Below are 15,780 nucleotides of genomic sequence, written 5' to 3'. Positions count from 1 at the left end.
TCCTGATACGTTGGTCTGCTTCAGACTTTGGATACTTCTTTTTTTGTAGCTGGATGTGCAAGTTCAGAAAGGGCTAGAGCCGATTTTCTTGCATGAATTTCACCCAGGGCGCGTTTGTATTCGAGCGGGAACACTTTGACGAACTTCTGGCGGCTGGTGTCCCAGTTGTCGAGCAGTTCGCGTGCGCGTTTGCTGCCGGTCCAGCGGTTGTGTTCTTCGAGCAACTTCTTGAGCTGGGTTTCATCGGCCAAACCACGGTGCCAGTGCTTTTCATTGATAGTGAGCTTTTGCTCGTCCACACTGAGCACCTTCTCAAGCGACACCATCGCGGTGTTGCAACGTTTGGCGAACTGGCCGTCTTCGTCATAAATGTAGGCAATGCCACCACTCATCCCCGCCGCAAAGTTGCGCCCGGTTTTGCCCAACACCGCCACAGTACCGCCGGTCATGTATTCACAACCGTGGTCACCCGTACCCTCGACCACGGCCGTGGCGCCTGACAAGCGCACCGCAAAACGCTCGCCAGCGACGCCGCTGAAGAAGGCCTCACCACTGGTGGCGCCAAACATCACGGTGTTGCCAACGATGGTGTTTTTGGTGGATTCACCGCGGAAGTCGATGCTCGGGCGCACCACGACACGGCCGCCAGAGAGGCCCTTGCCGGTGTAGTCATTGGCATCCCCAATCAGGTACAAGGTGATGCCCTTGGCCAGGAACGCGCCAAAGGACTGGCCGCCAGTGCCCTCCAATTGGATGCGGATGGTGTCGTCAGGCAGGCCTTCGGGGTGCACCTTGGTCACCGCGCCCGAGAGCATGGCCCCCACCGAGCGGTTCACATTACGTGCCACCTCGATGAACTGAACCCGTTCACCCTTGTCAATCGCCGGGCGGGATTTGGCGATCAGCACGTTGTCGAGCGCCTTCTCCAGACCGTGTTCCTGGTTTTCGATGTGAAACTTGGGCACATCGGCTGCGACGTTGGGCATCGCAAACAGGCGGCTGAAATCCAGGCCACTGGCCTTCCAGTGCTCAATACCGGAACGTGTGTCGAGCAGGTCGGCACGGCCGATCATGTCGTCAAACTTGCGGATACCGAGCTGGGCCATGATCTGGCGCACTTCTTCGGCGATGAAAAAGAAATAGTTGACCACATGCTCGGGCTTGCCCGAGAACTTCTGGCGCAGCACCGGGTCTTGGGTGGCGACACCCACCGGGCAGGTGTTGAGGTGGCACTTGCGCATCATGATGCAGCCTTCCACCACCAGCGGTGCGGTGGCAAAACCGAACTCGTCGGCACCCAACAAGGCGCCAATGACGACGTCACGGCCGGTTTTCATCTGACCATCGGTCTGCACCCGGATACGGCTGCGCAGGCGGTTGAGCACCAGGATCTGCTGGGTTTCAGCCAGGCCGATCTCCCACGGGCTGCCACAGTGTTTGATGGACGACCAGGGCGAGGCGCCGGTACCACCGTCATGGCCTGCAATCACCACATGGTCCGCCTTGCACTTGGCCACGCCAGCGGCGATGGTGCCCACACCAATCTCGGACACCAGCTTGACACTGATGGAGCTGTGCGGCGCCACGTTTTTCAGGTCATGGATCAGCTGCGCCAAGTCTTCAATCGAGTAGATGTCATGGTGCGGCGGCGGCGAGATCAGGCCCACACCGGGCACCGAATAACGCAGCTTGCCGATGTACTCGGACACCTTGCCACCCGGCAGTTGACCGCCTTCACCTGGCTTGGCACCTTGCGCCATCTTGATCTGGATCTGGTCCGCGCTGCTGAGGTATTCGGCGGTGACACCAAAACGCCCAGATGCCACCTGTTTGATGCGTGAACGCAGCGAGTCGCCGTCTTGCAGCGGCATGTCGACCTCGACCACATCGGCACCAATCACGCTCTTCAGGCTGTCGCCCTTTTTGATCGGGATGCCTTTGAGTTCGTTGCGGTAACGCGCGGGGTCTTCACCACCCTCGCCGGTGTTGCTCTTGCCGCCAATGCGGTTCATGGCCACGGCCAACGTGGCGTGCGCTTCGGTAGAGATGGAGCCCAGTGACATGGCGCCGGTGGCAAAACGTTTGACGATTTCGGCAGCGGGCTCAACCTCATCAACGGGAATGGCCTTGGCCGGGTCGATCTTGAACTCGAACAGGCCACGCAGTGTCATGTGGCGCTTGCTCTGGTCGTTGATCAACTGGGCGTATTCCTTGTAGGTGTTCCAGTTGTTGGCACGGGTGCTGTGCTGCAGCTTGGCAATCGCATCGGGCGTCCACATGTGTTCTTCACCACGGGCGCGCCAGGCGTATTCGCCACCGGCATCCAGGCGGGTGGCCAACACCGGATCGGGACCAAACGCGTCCTTGTGGCGACGGATCGCTTCCTCGGCGATCTCGAACACGCTGATGCCTTCGACCCGGCTCGGTGTGCCGGTGAAGTATTTCTCAACTGTGGCGGTCGACAAGCCGATGGCCTCAAACAGCTGCGCGCCGCAGTAGCTCATGTAGGTGGAGACACCCATCTTGGACATGATCTTGGACAGGCCCTTGCCCACTGCCTTGACGTAGTTGTAGATGGCCTTGTCCGCACTCAGGTCACCCGGCAGGTCTTTGCAGATGCTGGCCAGGGTTTCCATGGCCAGGTAGGGGTGAACCGCTTCGGCACCGTAACCGGCCAACACACCAAAGTGGTGGACCTCACGCGCCGAGCCAGTTTCCACGACCAGACCGGCAGTGGTGCGCAGACCTTCACGCACCAGATGCTGGTGGATCGCAGAGAGCGCCAGCACCGCCGGAATGGCTACCTGAGTGGCGTTCATGGCGCGGTCGCTGATGATCAGGATGTTGTGGCCACCCTGGATGGCGTCCACCGCTTCGGCACACAATGATGCAAGCTTGGCCTCGACCCCTTCACGGCCCCAGGCCAGCGGGTAGGTGATGTCCAGCGTGTAACTACGGAACTTGCCCTGGGTGTGGGTAGCGATGTCGCGCAGCTTGGCCATGTCGGCAAAGTCCAGCACCGGCTGGCTGACTTCCAGACGCAGCGGCGGGTTGACCTGGTTGATGTCGAGCAGGTTGGGTTTGGGGCCGATGAAGGACACCAGGCTCATCACAATCGCTTCGCGGATCGGGTCGATCGGCGGGTTGGTCACCTGGGCAAACAGCTGCTTGAAGTAGTTGTAAAGCGGTTTGTTCTTGTCGCTCAGCACGGCCAGCGGGCTGTCGTTGCCCATGGAGCCAATCGCTTCTTCGCCGTTGGCGGCCATTGGGGCGATCAGAAACTTGATGTCTTCCTGGGTGAAGCCAAAGGCTTGCTGGCGGTCCAGCAAGGTGCTGCCGGACTCGTAGGCACTGGCTGGCTCACTGCCTCCGGGCACGTCGCCCAGGCGGATGCGCAGGTTCTGGATCCACTGCTTGTAGGGCTTGCTGTTGGCCAGGCTGGACTTGAGTTCCTCGTCGTCGACCATGCGCCCCTGCTCCAGGTCGATCATGAACATCTTGCCGGGCTGCAGGCGCCATTTGCGCACGATCTTGTTCTCGGGGAAGGGCAACACACCCGACTCGGAGGCCATCACCACCAAGTCGTCGTCGGTGATGCAATAACGCGAGGGGCGCAGACCATTGCGGTCCAGCGTGGCGCCGATCTGGCGACCATCGGTGAACACAATGCTGGCCGGGCCATCCCAGGGTTCCAGCATGGCGGCGTGGTACTCATAAAAGGCACGGCGACGCTCGTCCATGCCGGTGTTTTGTTCCCAGGGTTCGGGAATCATCATCATCACCGCCTGGCTGATCGGGTAACCGGCCATGGTCAGCAATTCCAGGCAGTTGTCGAAGGTGGCGGTGTCGCTCTGGCTGGCAAAACTGATCGGGTACAACTTTTTGAGGTCGTCACCGAGCACGGGTGAGCTCATCACACCTTCGCGGGCTTTCATCCAGTTGTAGTTGCCCTTGACAGTGTTGATTTCACCGTTGTGCGCGACATAGCGGTAGGGGTGGGCCAGCGGCCACTCAGGGAAAGTGTTGGTGGAGAAGCGTTGGTGCACCAGACCCAGGGCTGAGACACAGCGCGGGTCCTGCAGGTCCAGGTAATAGGTGCCGACCTGATCGGCCAGCAGCAGGCCCTTGTAGATGACCGTGCGGCTGGACATGCTAGGCACGTAATACTCTTTGCTGTGTTTGAGCTTGAGCGCTTGGATGTGGGCGCTGGCAGTTTTGCGGATCACATACAGCTTGCGCTCAAGCGAGTCCTGCACGATCACGTCGGCGCCACGGCCAATGAAGATCTGGCGCAGGATGGGTTCTTTTTTGCGCACGTTGGGCGACATCGGCATGTCGCGGTTGACCGGCACATCGCGCCAGCCGAGCAACACCTGACCTTCGGCCTTGACCGCACGCTCCAGCTCCTGCTCACAAGCCAGACGCGAGGCGTGTTCCTTTGGCAAAAACACCATCCCCACACCGTATTCACCGGGTGGCGGCAGGGTCACGCCCCGGCTACCGTCAGGGCCCATGCCATGTTCGGCCATTTCTTCGCGGTACAGGGCATCGGGCAGCTGGATCAAGATACCGGCACCGTCACCCATGAGTTTGTCGGCACCAACCGCCCCCCGGTGGTCGAGGTTTTCAAGGATCTTCAGAGCGTTTTTAACGATGTCATGCGACTTGACACCTTTGATATGGGCCACAAAACCCACACCGCAGGCATCGTGCTCCTGGGCGGAAGAATACAAACCATGGTCCTGAAGATGCTGGATCTCGGCTGCCGTCGTCATGGGGCGCGCTCCTAAAAGTATCGAAAAGGGCTTGACTGTACCGCATTGCAACAAGGATGCCAAAGCAATTAATAGGGGTCAGATACCAATTGCAAATTATCCGACTTTCAGGAAATTAAATTAGGGACATATTAATAAACATAGCAATAATCTCTTTTGATTTAAGGGCTGGAGCCCTATTTCATGATTATTTTGGGGGCTGATACGGGTCGCCCGGCGGCTTTTTTGACCACTCGACGCTCGGTGTTTTTTTGCAAATTTGCCACAAAATCCGGCTCCCCCAGGGCCCAACCGGCCAGGGTGGACTCGGTCAGCGCCGCCTGTTGCACCGAGTTGATGCCTGAGCGCACCAACTCGGCGTAAGCGGATTCACGGGCAAACGGGGTGTTGCCCAGCTGCCAGAACACGGCGTGCGGCGTGATCAACCGGTCCACCCGCTGCCCCAGGCAATGTCCATGGCTGGACCAGGGGTAGTCCTGGGCCTGCGCCACCAGACCGGCGCGCACCGGGTTCAGGTCCATGTAGACCATACAGGCCAGCAGATAACGCTCGGGTTGGATCACGGTTGAGCGGTAACGCCCCTCCCACAAGGTGCCGGTGCGTTGCTGGCTTTGGTTGAAGTACCGCACATAACTGCGCCCCACGGCCTGCATCAGTTTGGGCAGGCCGTCAGCGGTCTTGGGGGTGGCCAGCAGATGGAAGTGGTTGTCCATCAGCACATAGGCGTGGATCAACACCTCATAACGGGGTGCCTGCTGCGCCAGCAGGTCCAGCCAGAAACGGTAATCCGCCGCGCTGGCAAAAATGGCCTGGCGGTTGTTGCCACGCTGGATGATGTGGTGTGGCCAGCCCGGCAGGGTCAGGCGGAGCAGGCGTGACATGGTTCCGGCAAAAACCGACCCGCGTTTACTTGGGGGCCTTGGTCACACGCACCTTGCCACCGGTGGTGACAATGATCACCGAGTCACCCGGCACCAGGGTTTCACTGCCCTTGGCCTGCACAATGGCACGGCGCTCACCGCCCTTGAGTTGGATCAGCAGTTCATTGGCTTCTTCTCGGGTGGACATACGTTCGATGGTGTTGCCAGCCACAGCACCGGCCACGCCCACCAACAGACCAATCACCTGACTCTCGCCGCCGCCAGCACCCCGGCTGGCGCCCGCCACAGCGCCGGTGACACCACCCACGGCGGCACCAATACCACTCTGGCTGCCGTCCACGGTGACGGTGCGAATCGACAACAGCACCCCATCTTGCACTTGCGACATGCGCTGGGCATCACCGCGCTGGATCACGTCCGGGCTGCTGGTGGCGCAGGCGCCCAGGGCCAGCACCAAGGCGGTGGACAAACCCATTTTCATGATTGCTTTCATGCTTCTCTCCAAAAAACGCTTACCAATTCAAACCAATTCGCCCGACAAAGGCGGCACGGCATTGTCCGGCAAGGATGTAAAGCGTGTATGAAGCAGGGACAGCAGGCCAAACTCGGACAACAAGTTGTGCAGCCGTTCGGCGCTGGCGCGTTTTCGGGCACCGGTATAACGGGCAATGATCAGCTCGTTTTTCATGCTGTGTTCCCAGCCGACCAGCTCGGTCACCGTGACCTGGTAACCACAGGCCTCCAGGTACAGGCAGCGCAGCACATTGGTGATCTGGCTGCCCATCTCGCGCGTGTGCAAGGGATGCCGCCACAACTCGGCCAGCGGTGTGCGTGACAAAGACAGCGCCTTGTGCTGGCTCAGCACCCGCGCCACCTCGGCCTGGCAGCAGGGCACCAACACCATCACCCGCGCCCGTTTTTGCAGACCAAAAGCAATCGCATCGTCAGTAGCGCTGTCGCAGGCATGCAAAGCGGTGACCACGTCGATGTGTTCGGGCAAACGGCTTGACGCTGTCGACTCGGCCACCGTCAGGTTCAAAAAGGACATGCGCTCAAACCCCAGGCGGCTGGCCAACGCCTGCGACTTCTCCACCAGCTCGGAGCGTGTCTCGATGCCGTAGATGTGGCCCTGGGCTTGCTGCCGGAAAAACAGGTCGTACAGGATGAAGCCCAGGTAGGACTTGCCAGCGCCGTGGTCGGCCAGGGTGAGCCCGGCGGGGCTGGTGTCAGCACTGGTGTCGCCCGTTGTGCTGGGCGCCCTCCCCTGCTGCGGCAGCTCCAGCAACAGTTTTTCAATGAACTGGTAGAGGTGGTAGACCTGCTTGAGCTTGCGCCGCGAGTCCTGGTTGAGTTTGCCCTCACGCGTCAGGATGTGTAGCTCCTTGAGCAACTCGATCGACTGACCCGGGCGCAGTTCATCGGCCAAGGGTTGGGGACTGGGCGCCGTCGCACCAGAACGGGCAGAAGGGCGCTCGCCCTGCTTTGGGCGGCGGGTGTCAGGGTGTTTTGAGGTCATGCGGGGATGATGCCACGTCGAGCGCGTCGACTGAGACCGGGCTGGCGTCCACCTGCAAGGCCTGCCAGCCCGCCAGACCGAGGTTCTCCATGGTCTGCATATTGGTCTCAAAAATCGTCTGCGGGTCGGGAAAAGCCGCCACCGCGCGGTCGATGCTTTCCTCGCGCAGCAGATGCAGGCTGGGGTAAGGTGATCGGTTGGTGAAGTTGGTGATGTCGTCCAGCTTGGTGCCGGCAAACTGGTACTGCGGGTGCAAGGAGGCAATCTGCAACACTCCGTCCAGGTCCAGATCCACCAGCGCCTGGTCAGCCAGGTCGAGGAAATCGTTGTAGTCCAGAAAGTCCTGCAAACATTCCGGCGCTATCAACAACGTAGTATCCCGCTCTTTGGCATCCAGGTCTTGAAGCTGTTTGAGCTCATGGATCAAATCTTCCAGCAACGCCTCTGGCGTGGTGGCGTGGCTGACGGCGTAGTGAACTTGACGCTTGACATGCACACTCTTGGCAAACGGGCACAGGTTCAGGCCAATCACCGCACGCTCGAGCCAGGCCACGGTATCGGCCACCACGGTTTGATCATCGAACATGTATGTTCTCCTGAAGGCTTAGACGGGCTGTGACCCATAACGGTGGTCGGCCACGCAGCCGCGCTGGTTGTACAGTGGCGGCCCTCATGACAGCAGCCGCTTTCCGGTCAGGCGCTCATGCTCACGCAGGGCAAAACGGTCGGTCATGCCGGCAATGTAGTCGGCCACCACGCGCGCGGTCAGGCGCGGGCCATCTGCCGACAAATCGGTCGCCGACTGATGGGCTTGTTGGATGTGGTGCTGGTACGACTCGGGCAGTTCGTCGGGCGAGCGGGTGTAGGTGGTAAACAGCTCGGTCACCACCACCCGCGCCTGGCCGGTGGTGTGGGCCACCTGCGGATGCCGGTACAGCTGTTCCAGCAAAAAGGCCTTCAGGGCTTTGGATTGCGCGCGCATCTCCGGGCCAAATTGCACCAGCGGTGGCAAGGCCCGCACGGCTTGCACATCGGCAGGTTGAGCTGCGTCCAACGCGGCCTGGGTGGCGGCAATCACGTCATAAATCTGGCTGCTGAGCATGCGCCGGATCGACTCGTACAACAGGCGCCGCCCCTGGTGCCGCTGACCCAGCTGGGGATGCTCTTTGAGCGCCTGCAGCCGGAACTGCTCAAACAGCGTCAGCGCCTGCAGCTGCTCCAGCGTGATCAGGCCCGAGCGCACACCATCGTCGATGTCATGGGCGTTGTAGGCAATCTCGTCGGCCAGGTTGCACAGCTGGGCCTCCAGGCTGGGCTGCTGGTGCACCAGAAAACGGTGGCCAACCCCGCCGGGCTCGGCGCGCTCCAGGACTTCGGCATCCCGACGTGAGCAGTGTTTGAGAATACCTTCGCGGGTCTCGAACGTGAGGTTCAGCCCGTCAAACTCAGGGTAGCGCTCTTCGAGCTGGTCGACGATGCGCAGGCTTTGCAGGTTGTGCTCGAAACCACCAAACTCTGCCATGCAGGCGTTGAGCGCATCCTGCCCCGCGTGGCCAAACGGGGTGTGCCCGACGTCATGCACCAGCGCAATGGTTTCCACCAGGTCCTCGTTGAGGCCCAGCGTGCGCGCCACCGAGCGCCCGAGCTGCGCCACTTCCAGCGAATGCGTCAAGCGGGTGCGAAACAGGTCCCCTTCGTGGTTCAGGAACACCTGGGTTTTGTAGACCAGCCGCCGAAACGCGGTGCTGTGCACAATGCGGTCGCGGTCGCGCTGGTACTCGGTGCGCGTGGGCGCGGGCGGCTGTGCAAAGCGCCGACCACGTGACTTGGCCGGGTCACAGGCGTACGGTGTCAGCACCATGTTTGTATGAAAAATCATGCTCTAGCCCTTGTAAATAAAGGGCATATTGCTACCGTTTAAGGGACTGTCAGGCGCAACAGGCATCAATCACCTGGCGCACCACAGCGTCCGGTGCGCCACGCACACAGGCGCTGCCGGGTTTGTCGATCAACACAAACTTGATCTCGCCAGCTTCCGACTTCTTGTCCACACGCATCAGTTCCAGATAACGCCCGGCGTTGTCGGTATCTGACAGACGTGGCGCCCTGACCGGCAATCCGGCTTTGGTGATCAAGGTGCTGAGACGGTGAACAAAGAAGGCGTCCACCAGACCCAGTCGCGCCGACAGCTGCGCGGCCATCACCATGCCACAGCCCACCGCCTCACCGTGTAACCAGACACCAAAACCCAGACCGGCTTCGATGGCATGGCCAAAGGTGTGGCCAAAGTTCAGGATGGCACGCAAACCGGACTCGCGCTCGTCCTGCCCCACCACCCAGGCCTTGATCTCACAGCTGCGTTTGACAACATGCGCCAGTGCCACCGGCTCACGCGCCAACACCGCTTCCAGGTTGCCCTCCAGCCAGGCCAGGAAATCCATGTCAGCAATCGGACCGTATTTGATGACCTCGGCCAGACCGGCGCTGAGTTCACGCTGCGGCAGGGTCTTGAGGGTGTCCAGATCACACACCACCTTGAGCGGTTGGTAAAACGCGCCAATCATGTTCTTGCCCAGCGGGTGGTTGATCGCGGTTTTGCCGCCCACCGACGAGTCCACCTGCGCCAGCAGCGTGGTGGGCACCTGCACAAAAGGCACACCACGCATGTAACTGGCAGCGGCAAAACCGGTCATGTCCCCCACCACGCCGCCGCCCAGGCCAAACAGTGTGGTTTTGCGGTCGCAACCGTGACTCAGCAGCGCATCAAAAATCAGGTTCAGACTCTCCCAGGTCTTGAAGGCTTCACCGTCCGGCAAGACCACGGTGAACACCTTGCCGTAGTGCGCGGCCAGTGCCTTTTCCAACTGCGGCGCGTACAGTGGCCCCACGGTGGTATTGGTCACAATCAGCGCGGCCGCCGACTTGGGCAACTGGGCGTAACTCAATGGGTTGTCAAAGAGCGAGCCACGGATGGCAATGTGGTAACTGCGGTCGGCCAGCTCAATGGCCACGGTGTGAAGATCTGAAGCTGTCATGCCTCAGAGTTTAGAGGGTTTCACACCACGCCTGCGCTGCCGTCGAGCTCCAGTTGCATCAGGATCATGTTGACCAGGCTGGCCACCGAGGGCCGCCCTGTGTCCACCTGGAAATGGGCAGTTTCCTTGTACAAAGGGTGGCGCTGGCTGTAGAGGTCACGCAGTCGGCCCAATGGGTCCGCCACCTGCAGGAGCGGGCGATTCTTGTCATGACGCAGTCTGCGAAACAAATCGTCTGGCGAAGAGTTCAGGTAGACCACCTTGGTGCGCGCGTGCAGATTGGCCCGGTTCTGCGGCCTGAGCACCGCACCGCCACCGGTGGACAACACCCCCTCGGGGGCCTGGGTCAGCTCGTTGATGACATCGGCTTCGATGTCGCGAAACCGCGCCTCACCTTCGCGCTCGAAAAATTCGCGAATGGAGCAGCCCAATTGTTGCTCAATCACCGTGTCCGAGTCGAGAAACGGCAGCCGCAGGCGCCGTGAGAGCAAACGGCCAACCGTGGTTTTACCCGAACCCGGCAGGCCGATGAGACTGATGGTCAATTTAAAGGGACATCCTCAACAACAAGCCCTCAACGGGCCACCTTGTCTTTGAGGACCCGAGGGGTGATAAAGACCAGCATCTCGCGCTTTTCGGTTGAGTTCACGGTCCGTTTGAACAAGTTCCCCACCCCTGGCAAATCCCCAAGGAGTGGCACCTTGTCAATCGTGTTCGAGGTGTCTTCGGTAAAGATGCCCCCCACCACCACCGTGCCGCCGTTTTCCACCAGCACCTGGGTCTGGATGTGTTTGGTATCGATCGCATAACCGGCATCGGTGCTGATACCACGGGTGTCCTTGGTCACATCCAGCGCGAGAATGATGCCACCCTCGGGTGTGATCTGGGGAGTGACCTCCAGCTTCAGGTTCGCCTTGCGAAAGGCGATCGAGGTGGCGCCACTGGAGGAGGCCACTTGGTACGGGAACTCGGTGCCCTGCTCGATCAAGGCCTTGATCTGGTCCGCCGTGATGAGGCGCGGGCTGGAGATCACCTTGCCCTTGCCATCCGCCTCCAGTGCGGAGATTTCAAGGTTCAAGAACTTGGTGGCAGCCGAGTTGAAAATCGAGAAAGCCACGGCAGCACCACCCGCCACCGGGAAGTTTACAAAACTACCTGAGGTGGTGCCCGCAGAACCGCTGGTATAACTTGAACCAATCGACGCATTTGTGCTGCTGCTGCCCCCACCCAAACGCACCCCGAGCGACTTACTGAAGGTATCAGAAGCCTCCACAATCCGCGCCTCAATCATCACTTGGCGCACCGGGATATCCAGTTTGTCAATCAGCTGCTGCACTTGCTCCAACTTCGATGGAATGTCGGTGACAAACAACTGGTTGGTGCGAGCCTCCGCAATCACACTGCCGCGTGCACTGAGCAAGCGAGACGACGCACCAGAACCACCACCAGTACCGGTGGCGGTTAACTGAGCCGCCACTTCTGCGGCCTTGGTGTAGTTCATCTGAAATGACTGGGTTCGCAAAGGCTCCAAGCTCTGCACAGCGGCCGCCGACTCCAGATCAAGCTTTTCCTTGGCATTGATTTCGTCCTTGGGCGCAATCCACAACACATTGCCTGTCTTGCGCATGCCCAGACCCTTGGCCTGCAGGATGATGTCGAGCGCCTGGTCCCAGGGCACATCCTGCAAACGCAGCGTCACCGCGCCATTCACAGAGTCAGAGGTGATCACGTTGAAATTCGTGAAGTCCGCAATCACCTGCAACAAAGAGCGAACTTCGATGTTCTGGAAATTGAGTGACAGTTTTTGCCCACTGTAGCCCGGGCCTTGGGTCAACTTGGAGGCATCCACCTTGACCGGTTTGACTTCAACCACAAACTCCGAATTACTCTGGTAGGCACTGTGCACCCAGTCACCTTGCGGCTCAATCACCATACGCACGCGGTCACCACTTTGGCTGGTGGTGATGGTTTTAACCGGTGTACCAAAATCAGTCACATCCAGACGCCGACGCAAACCCTCCGGCAAGGTGGTCTTCATGAACTCCACCACCAGCGTCTGGCCCTGCTGGCGGATGTCGACACCCACCTGGTCATTGGGCAAGGAAACAATGATCCGCCCAGATGCATCAGCACCACGCCGAAAATCCAGGTCACGCAGCGGCGAGGCATCACGAACCACAGCTTGTGCAAACAGCTTGGGCGCTTCGGCCGCGGCCACGTCTGCGACGGCGTCCAGTGACACATACAGGGACTTGCCCTGAATTTGGGTCTTGTACGCCGTGTATTGTTTGAGATTCAACACCACGCGGGTGCGATCACCCGCCTGTATCACACTGACCGACTTGAGATTGCCTTGGTTGATGTCGACGGTAGAGCGCCCCATGGCACTCACCACACCCGGAAAATCAAGCGCAATTCTGGCGGGTGACTGGATGGAAAACCCGGTTGGCACAGCAGGCAGGGCTTCACTCAAATCAATCTTGACAACTTCTGAGCCGCCTTGCAAAGAACCCGTCACAGCCTCAATGGCGATCTGGGCCTGCGCCGTCGCCGTGGCCAACAACAAGCTGGCGACAAGCCAAACCCGGCTGCCAAACCGGCCAAATAGATAATGGTGTTGGGTTTTCATTTTGACCTCTCTTGCAGCTGCAATGACGCAGTGCGTTCAATCCACTCACCAGCTGCGTCCTGAACAATTTCACGCAGGGTGACTTCTGTCTCAACGATTTTTGTTATACGGCCATAGTTCTGTCCCAAATGCTCCCCCAAACGGACCTGGTACAACAACTTGCCCACGGTCACCAACGCAACGGGTTTCCCGTCACGAACCATGCTGCCCACCAAGGCAATCGTATCCAGTGGGAACTCCTCCAGCGGCTCTTTGCGGCGCATCAACTCCGGCTCAAGCAAAGCGGCGTTGGACGAGGCTTGCGCTGAATCCTTCTTCAGCGCCAAGGTGAGTTTTTTGACGCTGAAGGGGTCAAACTCGGTCACCTCGGTGTAATTTTCTGGCTTGAACTGCTTGGGCTCGGACAAAGGTACCACTTTGGGAAAAGTCTGGCTTTTTTGCTGTGCCATCCACTCACGCAGTTCGTCCTCAGATGCGCCAGTACAGGCACACAACACTGTCAGAGGCAACAACAGCGGCAAAATCCAACGGCATTCGCTCATTTGTTGGCTCCGGCAGTGGCTTTGCGCTGAGCGCTGACCTCTTGCGCATCCAGGTAACGAAAAGTTTTGGCGACAGCTTCCATGGCCAATGCGTTGTCTTTGACAGGCACAATCGAAATATTGTTGAGCGTCACAATTCGCGACAGGTTGGAAATATCCGCAGCAAATGAACCCATATCATGGTAGCGCCCCGTCACTCTCACGGAAATGGGCAACTCTGCGTAGTACTCACGCACCAGCACCTGACCCGGTCTGAACAAGTCGAACTGCAAACTTCTGCCAATACCCGCCTGGTTGATGTCCGACAACAAGGCATCCATCTCAGCCTTGCTGGGCAGTTGTTTCTCCAACTGCGTCACATACTGCTGAACCTGTTCACGCTGCTTCTTGAGGGCCTCGAGGTTCACGGCTTTAGCCAGCTTGGCCTGGTATTCATCACGCAGCTTGACCTCCTGCTCCTGCGCTGCAGTCAGCTCGTCTTTTGAGTCGGTCAACCAAAAAAGCCATAAAAAAACAACCACCACCAGTGCAAGCACTGCAAACAGTGTTTGACGGGGCAGTTTGGGCCAACTGGATGGGTCTTTGCTGTCCAGGTTGCGAAACTGGGCAGAAGCAGCGTCCAGCCAAGGCTTGAAGTCGACAGAAAAGTTGAGAGACTTTGCCATAGTTCAAGCCATTACTTTGCCAAGGGAGAAGAAGCGGCAGCGAGCTTGCCAGCGGCACTCGCTGCGGCCACAGGCGACACGACACTGCCAGCTTCGCCAGCCCGCACCAGTTTTACATTGATTTTGAAATTGGCGACGCGACGCTGGTCGCGCGGTGTCAGGCTGACAGACCCGGCAACAATCTCAACCAGCTCCGGTCGGCTCAGCCAGGCAGACTTGGTGCTGAGGTTGCGCAACAACTCGGACACGCGCTCATTGGACTGCGAAACACCCTGCAAAGCCACACTTTGGCCTTCCTGCCGCATGCTGGTGATGTACACACCTTCAGGCAATTGCTCGACCAACTCAGTGAGCAAATGGACAGGCATGTTACGGTCAGCCTGCAAATCCTCCACCGCTTGCTGGCGCGCACGCAAAGCGGCAATCTCTGCCTCCAAACCCGCGATGTCTTTGATTTGGCGGTCAAACTGGGCAATTTCAGAACTCAGGATCTGGTTCTTGTCCTGTTGGTCAGATATCTGAGCATGAAACCACAGAAAGATACATCCGGCGATCAAGCCACCCGTCAGGGCAGAGAGCCCCAAGCCGACATTGAACATGTCCTTGCGGCGTTTGCGAGCGGCTTCCCGATGGGGAAGTAGATTGATCAGTATCACTGCAAAAATCTCCGCAAAGCCAGACCACAAGAGGTGAGGTAAGACGGCGCCTCGCGCTCCATTTTGTTGAGCCGAATCGAAGGCGACATTTCCATGCCCTCAAACGGATTCACAACACTGCAGGCAAACCCGGTTTGTTGGGTGACAGCCGCCGTCAGTCCAGGCAGAGACGCCGACCCGCCAGCGAGCATCACCCGGTCCACCTTGTTGTGCGGGCTGCTGGTGAAAAAGAACTGCAGCGCACGACCCACTTCTTGCACCAAGCTCTCGAGAAAAGGCTGCAAAACCAGCGCCCTGTAATCGTCGGGCAACTCACCGGTGCGCTTCTTGCTCTCGGCTTCTTCCAGTGAAAAACCGTACTGCCGAATGATCATCTGGGTGAGCTGGGCACCGCCAAAAGCCTGATCGCGGTCATACAGCACTTCATCGTTGCGAATGACCTGCATGCTGGTGGTCATGGCACCGACCTCAAACAAGGCCACGATGCTGCCAACACCTTGGTTGGGCATGTTGGCGATCAGCCGACTGGTGGCCAGCCTGGAAGCATAGGACTCCACATCCACAATCACGGGCTTCAAACCGGCGGCCTCAGCCAAGCCCTGAATATCTTGAACTTTTTCGCGCCGAGAAGCCGCAATCAGCACCTCGACATCTCCCGAAGAATTGGCGCTCGGACCCACAATACAAAAGTCCAGGCTCACCTCATCCAAGGGAAACGGAATGTACTGATTGGCCTCGGTCTCAACCTGCAACTCCAGCTCTTGGTCAGACAAACCACCCGGCAGCACGATTTTTTTGGTGATCACTGCGGACGGGGGCAGTGCCATGGCCACATTTCTGGTTTTGGTGCCACTCTTTTTGACCAAGCGACGCACCGCATCGGCCACTTCGTCGAACTTTTCGATGTTGCCATCCGTGATCCAGCCCCGCTCCAGCGGAATGATCGCGCAGTTCTCCAAAATCAACTTTCCCGCCCGATCCTGACCCAGCTCAACCAGCTTGACGCTTGACGAACTGACATCCAAACCCAGCATGGCTGCAGGTTGACGACTGAATAACGAGCCCAAAGAAAGCAATATGG

13 protein-coding genes are annotated in these 15,780 nt (G+C 59.1%); all 13 read right to left on the bottom strand.

Annotated elements, in window-relative coordinates; all coding sequences use genetic code 11:
• Nucleotides 1-20: 20 nt before the first annotated feature.
• The 13 genes from FDG13_RS05245 to FDG13_RS05185 all read right to left on the bottom strand — a co-directional run bounded on the left by FDG13_RS05245 (nt 21) and on the right by FDG13_RS05185 (nt 15,775).
• Nucleotides 21-4,775, bottom strand: coding sequence for a glutamate synthase-related protein (locus tag FDG13_RS05245; RefSeq protein ID WP_180125761.1), 4,755 nt, complete (start codon nt 4,773-4,775; stop codon nt 21-23).
• Nucleotides 4,776-4,951: 176 nt separating this feature from the next.
• Nucleotides 4,952-5,656, bottom strand: coding sequence for a transposase (locus FDG13_RS05240; RefSeq protein ID WP_180125760.1), 705 nt, complete (start codon nt 5,654-5,656; stop codon nt 4,952-4,954).
• A gap of 25 nt (nt 5,657-5,681) precedes the next feature.
• Nucleotides 5,682-6,149 carry a hypothetical protein gene (locus tag FDG13_RS05235; RefSeq protein WP_255435110.1) on the bottom strand — a complete coding sequence of 156 codons (468 nt, stop codon included), beginning with the start codon at nt 6,147-6,149 and terminating at the stop codon, nt 5,682-5,684.
• Between the two features lie 27 nt (nt 6,150-6,176).
• Nucleotides 6,177-7,172 (bottom strand): SAM-dependent methyltransferase, encoded by a 996-nt coding sequence (locus FDG13_RS05230; protein WP_180125759.1) that lies wholly within the window; start codon nt 7,170-7,172, stop codon nt 6,177-6,179.
• On the bottom strand, nt 7,153-7,758 hold the full coding sequence (locus tag FDG13_RS05225; protein WP_180125758.1) for a DUF1415 domain-containing protein: 606 nt from the start codon (nt 7,756-7,758) through the stop codon (nt 7,153-7,155). Before FDG13_RS05225 ends, FDG13_RS05230 begins: the two co-directional genes overlap by 20 nt.
• An 84-nt stretch (nt 7,759-7,842) precedes the next feature.
• Nucleotides 7,843-9,051, bottom strand: a complete 1,209-nt coding sequence (locus FDG13_RS05220) for a deoxyguanosinetriphosphate triphosphohydrolase (protein WP_255435109.1) — start codon at nt 9,049-9,051, stop codon at nt 7,843-7,845.
• Between the two features lie 49 nt (nt 9,052-9,100).
• Nucleotides 9,101-10,207 (bottom strand): 3-dehydroquinate synthase, encoded by a 1,107-nt coding sequence (gene aroB / locus FDG13_RS05215; RefSeq protein WP_180125757.1) that lies wholly within the window; start codon nt 10,205-10,207, stop codon nt 9,101-9,103.
• Nucleotides 10,208-10,227: 20 nt separating this feature from the next.
• Nucleotides 10,228-10,752 carry a shikimate kinase gene (locus FDG13_RS05210; protein ID WP_180125756.1) on the bottom strand — a complete coding sequence of 175 codons (525 nt, stop codon included), beginning with the start codon at nt 10,750-10,752 and terminating at the stop codon, nt 10,228-10,230.
• Between the two features lie 29 nt (nt 10,753-10,781).
• On the bottom strand, nt 10,782-12,836 hold the full coding sequence (gene pilQ / locus FDG13_RS05205; RefSeq protein WP_180125755.1) for a type IV pilus secretin PilQ: 2,055 nt from the start codon (nt 12,834-12,836) through the stop codon (nt 10,782-10,784).
• Nucleotides 12,833-13,378, bottom strand: a complete 546-nt coding sequence (locus tag FDG13_RS05200; RefSeq protein WP_180125754.1) for a pilus assembly protein PilP — start codon at nt 13,376-13,378, stop codon at nt 12,833-12,835. The genes pilQ and FDG13_RS05200 overlap by 4 nt, the downstream gene beginning before the upstream one ends.
• Nucleotides 13,375-14,043 carry a type 4a pilus biogenesis protein PilO gene (locus FDG13_RS05195; RefSeq protein WP_180125753.1) on the bottom strand — a complete coding sequence of 223 codons (669 nt, stop codon included), beginning with the start codon at nt 14,041-14,043 and terminating at the stop codon, nt 13,375-13,377. The genes FDG13_RS05200 and FDG13_RS05195 overlap by 4 nt, the downstream gene beginning before the upstream one ends.
• A gap of 11 nt (nt 14,044-14,054) precedes the next feature.
• Nucleotides 14,055-14,699: a PilN domain-containing protein gene (locus FDG13_RS05190; RefSeq protein WP_180125752.1), complete on the bottom strand. Its 645-nt coding sequence runs from the start codon at nt 14,697-14,699 to the stop codon at nt 14,055-14,057.
• Nucleotides 14,696-15,775, bottom strand: a complete 1,080-nt coding sequence (locus tag FDG13_RS05185; RefSeq protein ID WP_180125751.1) for a pilus assembly protein PilM — start codon at nt 15,773-15,775, stop codon at nt 14,696-14,698. Before FDG13_RS05185 ends, FDG13_RS05190 begins: the two co-directional genes overlap by 4 nt.
• Nucleotides 15,776-15,780: the final 5 nt, after the last annotated feature.

Source organism: Rhodoferax sp. BLA1 (genome assembly GCF_013416775.1).
Taxonomy (GTDB): domain Bacteria; phylum Pseudomonadota; class Gammaproteobacteria; order Burkholderiales; family Burkholderiaceae_C; genus Rhodoferax.
The sequence above is the reverse complement of the archived record's forward strand: the minus strand, read 5'-3'. Positions and strand labels throughout refer to the sequence as shown.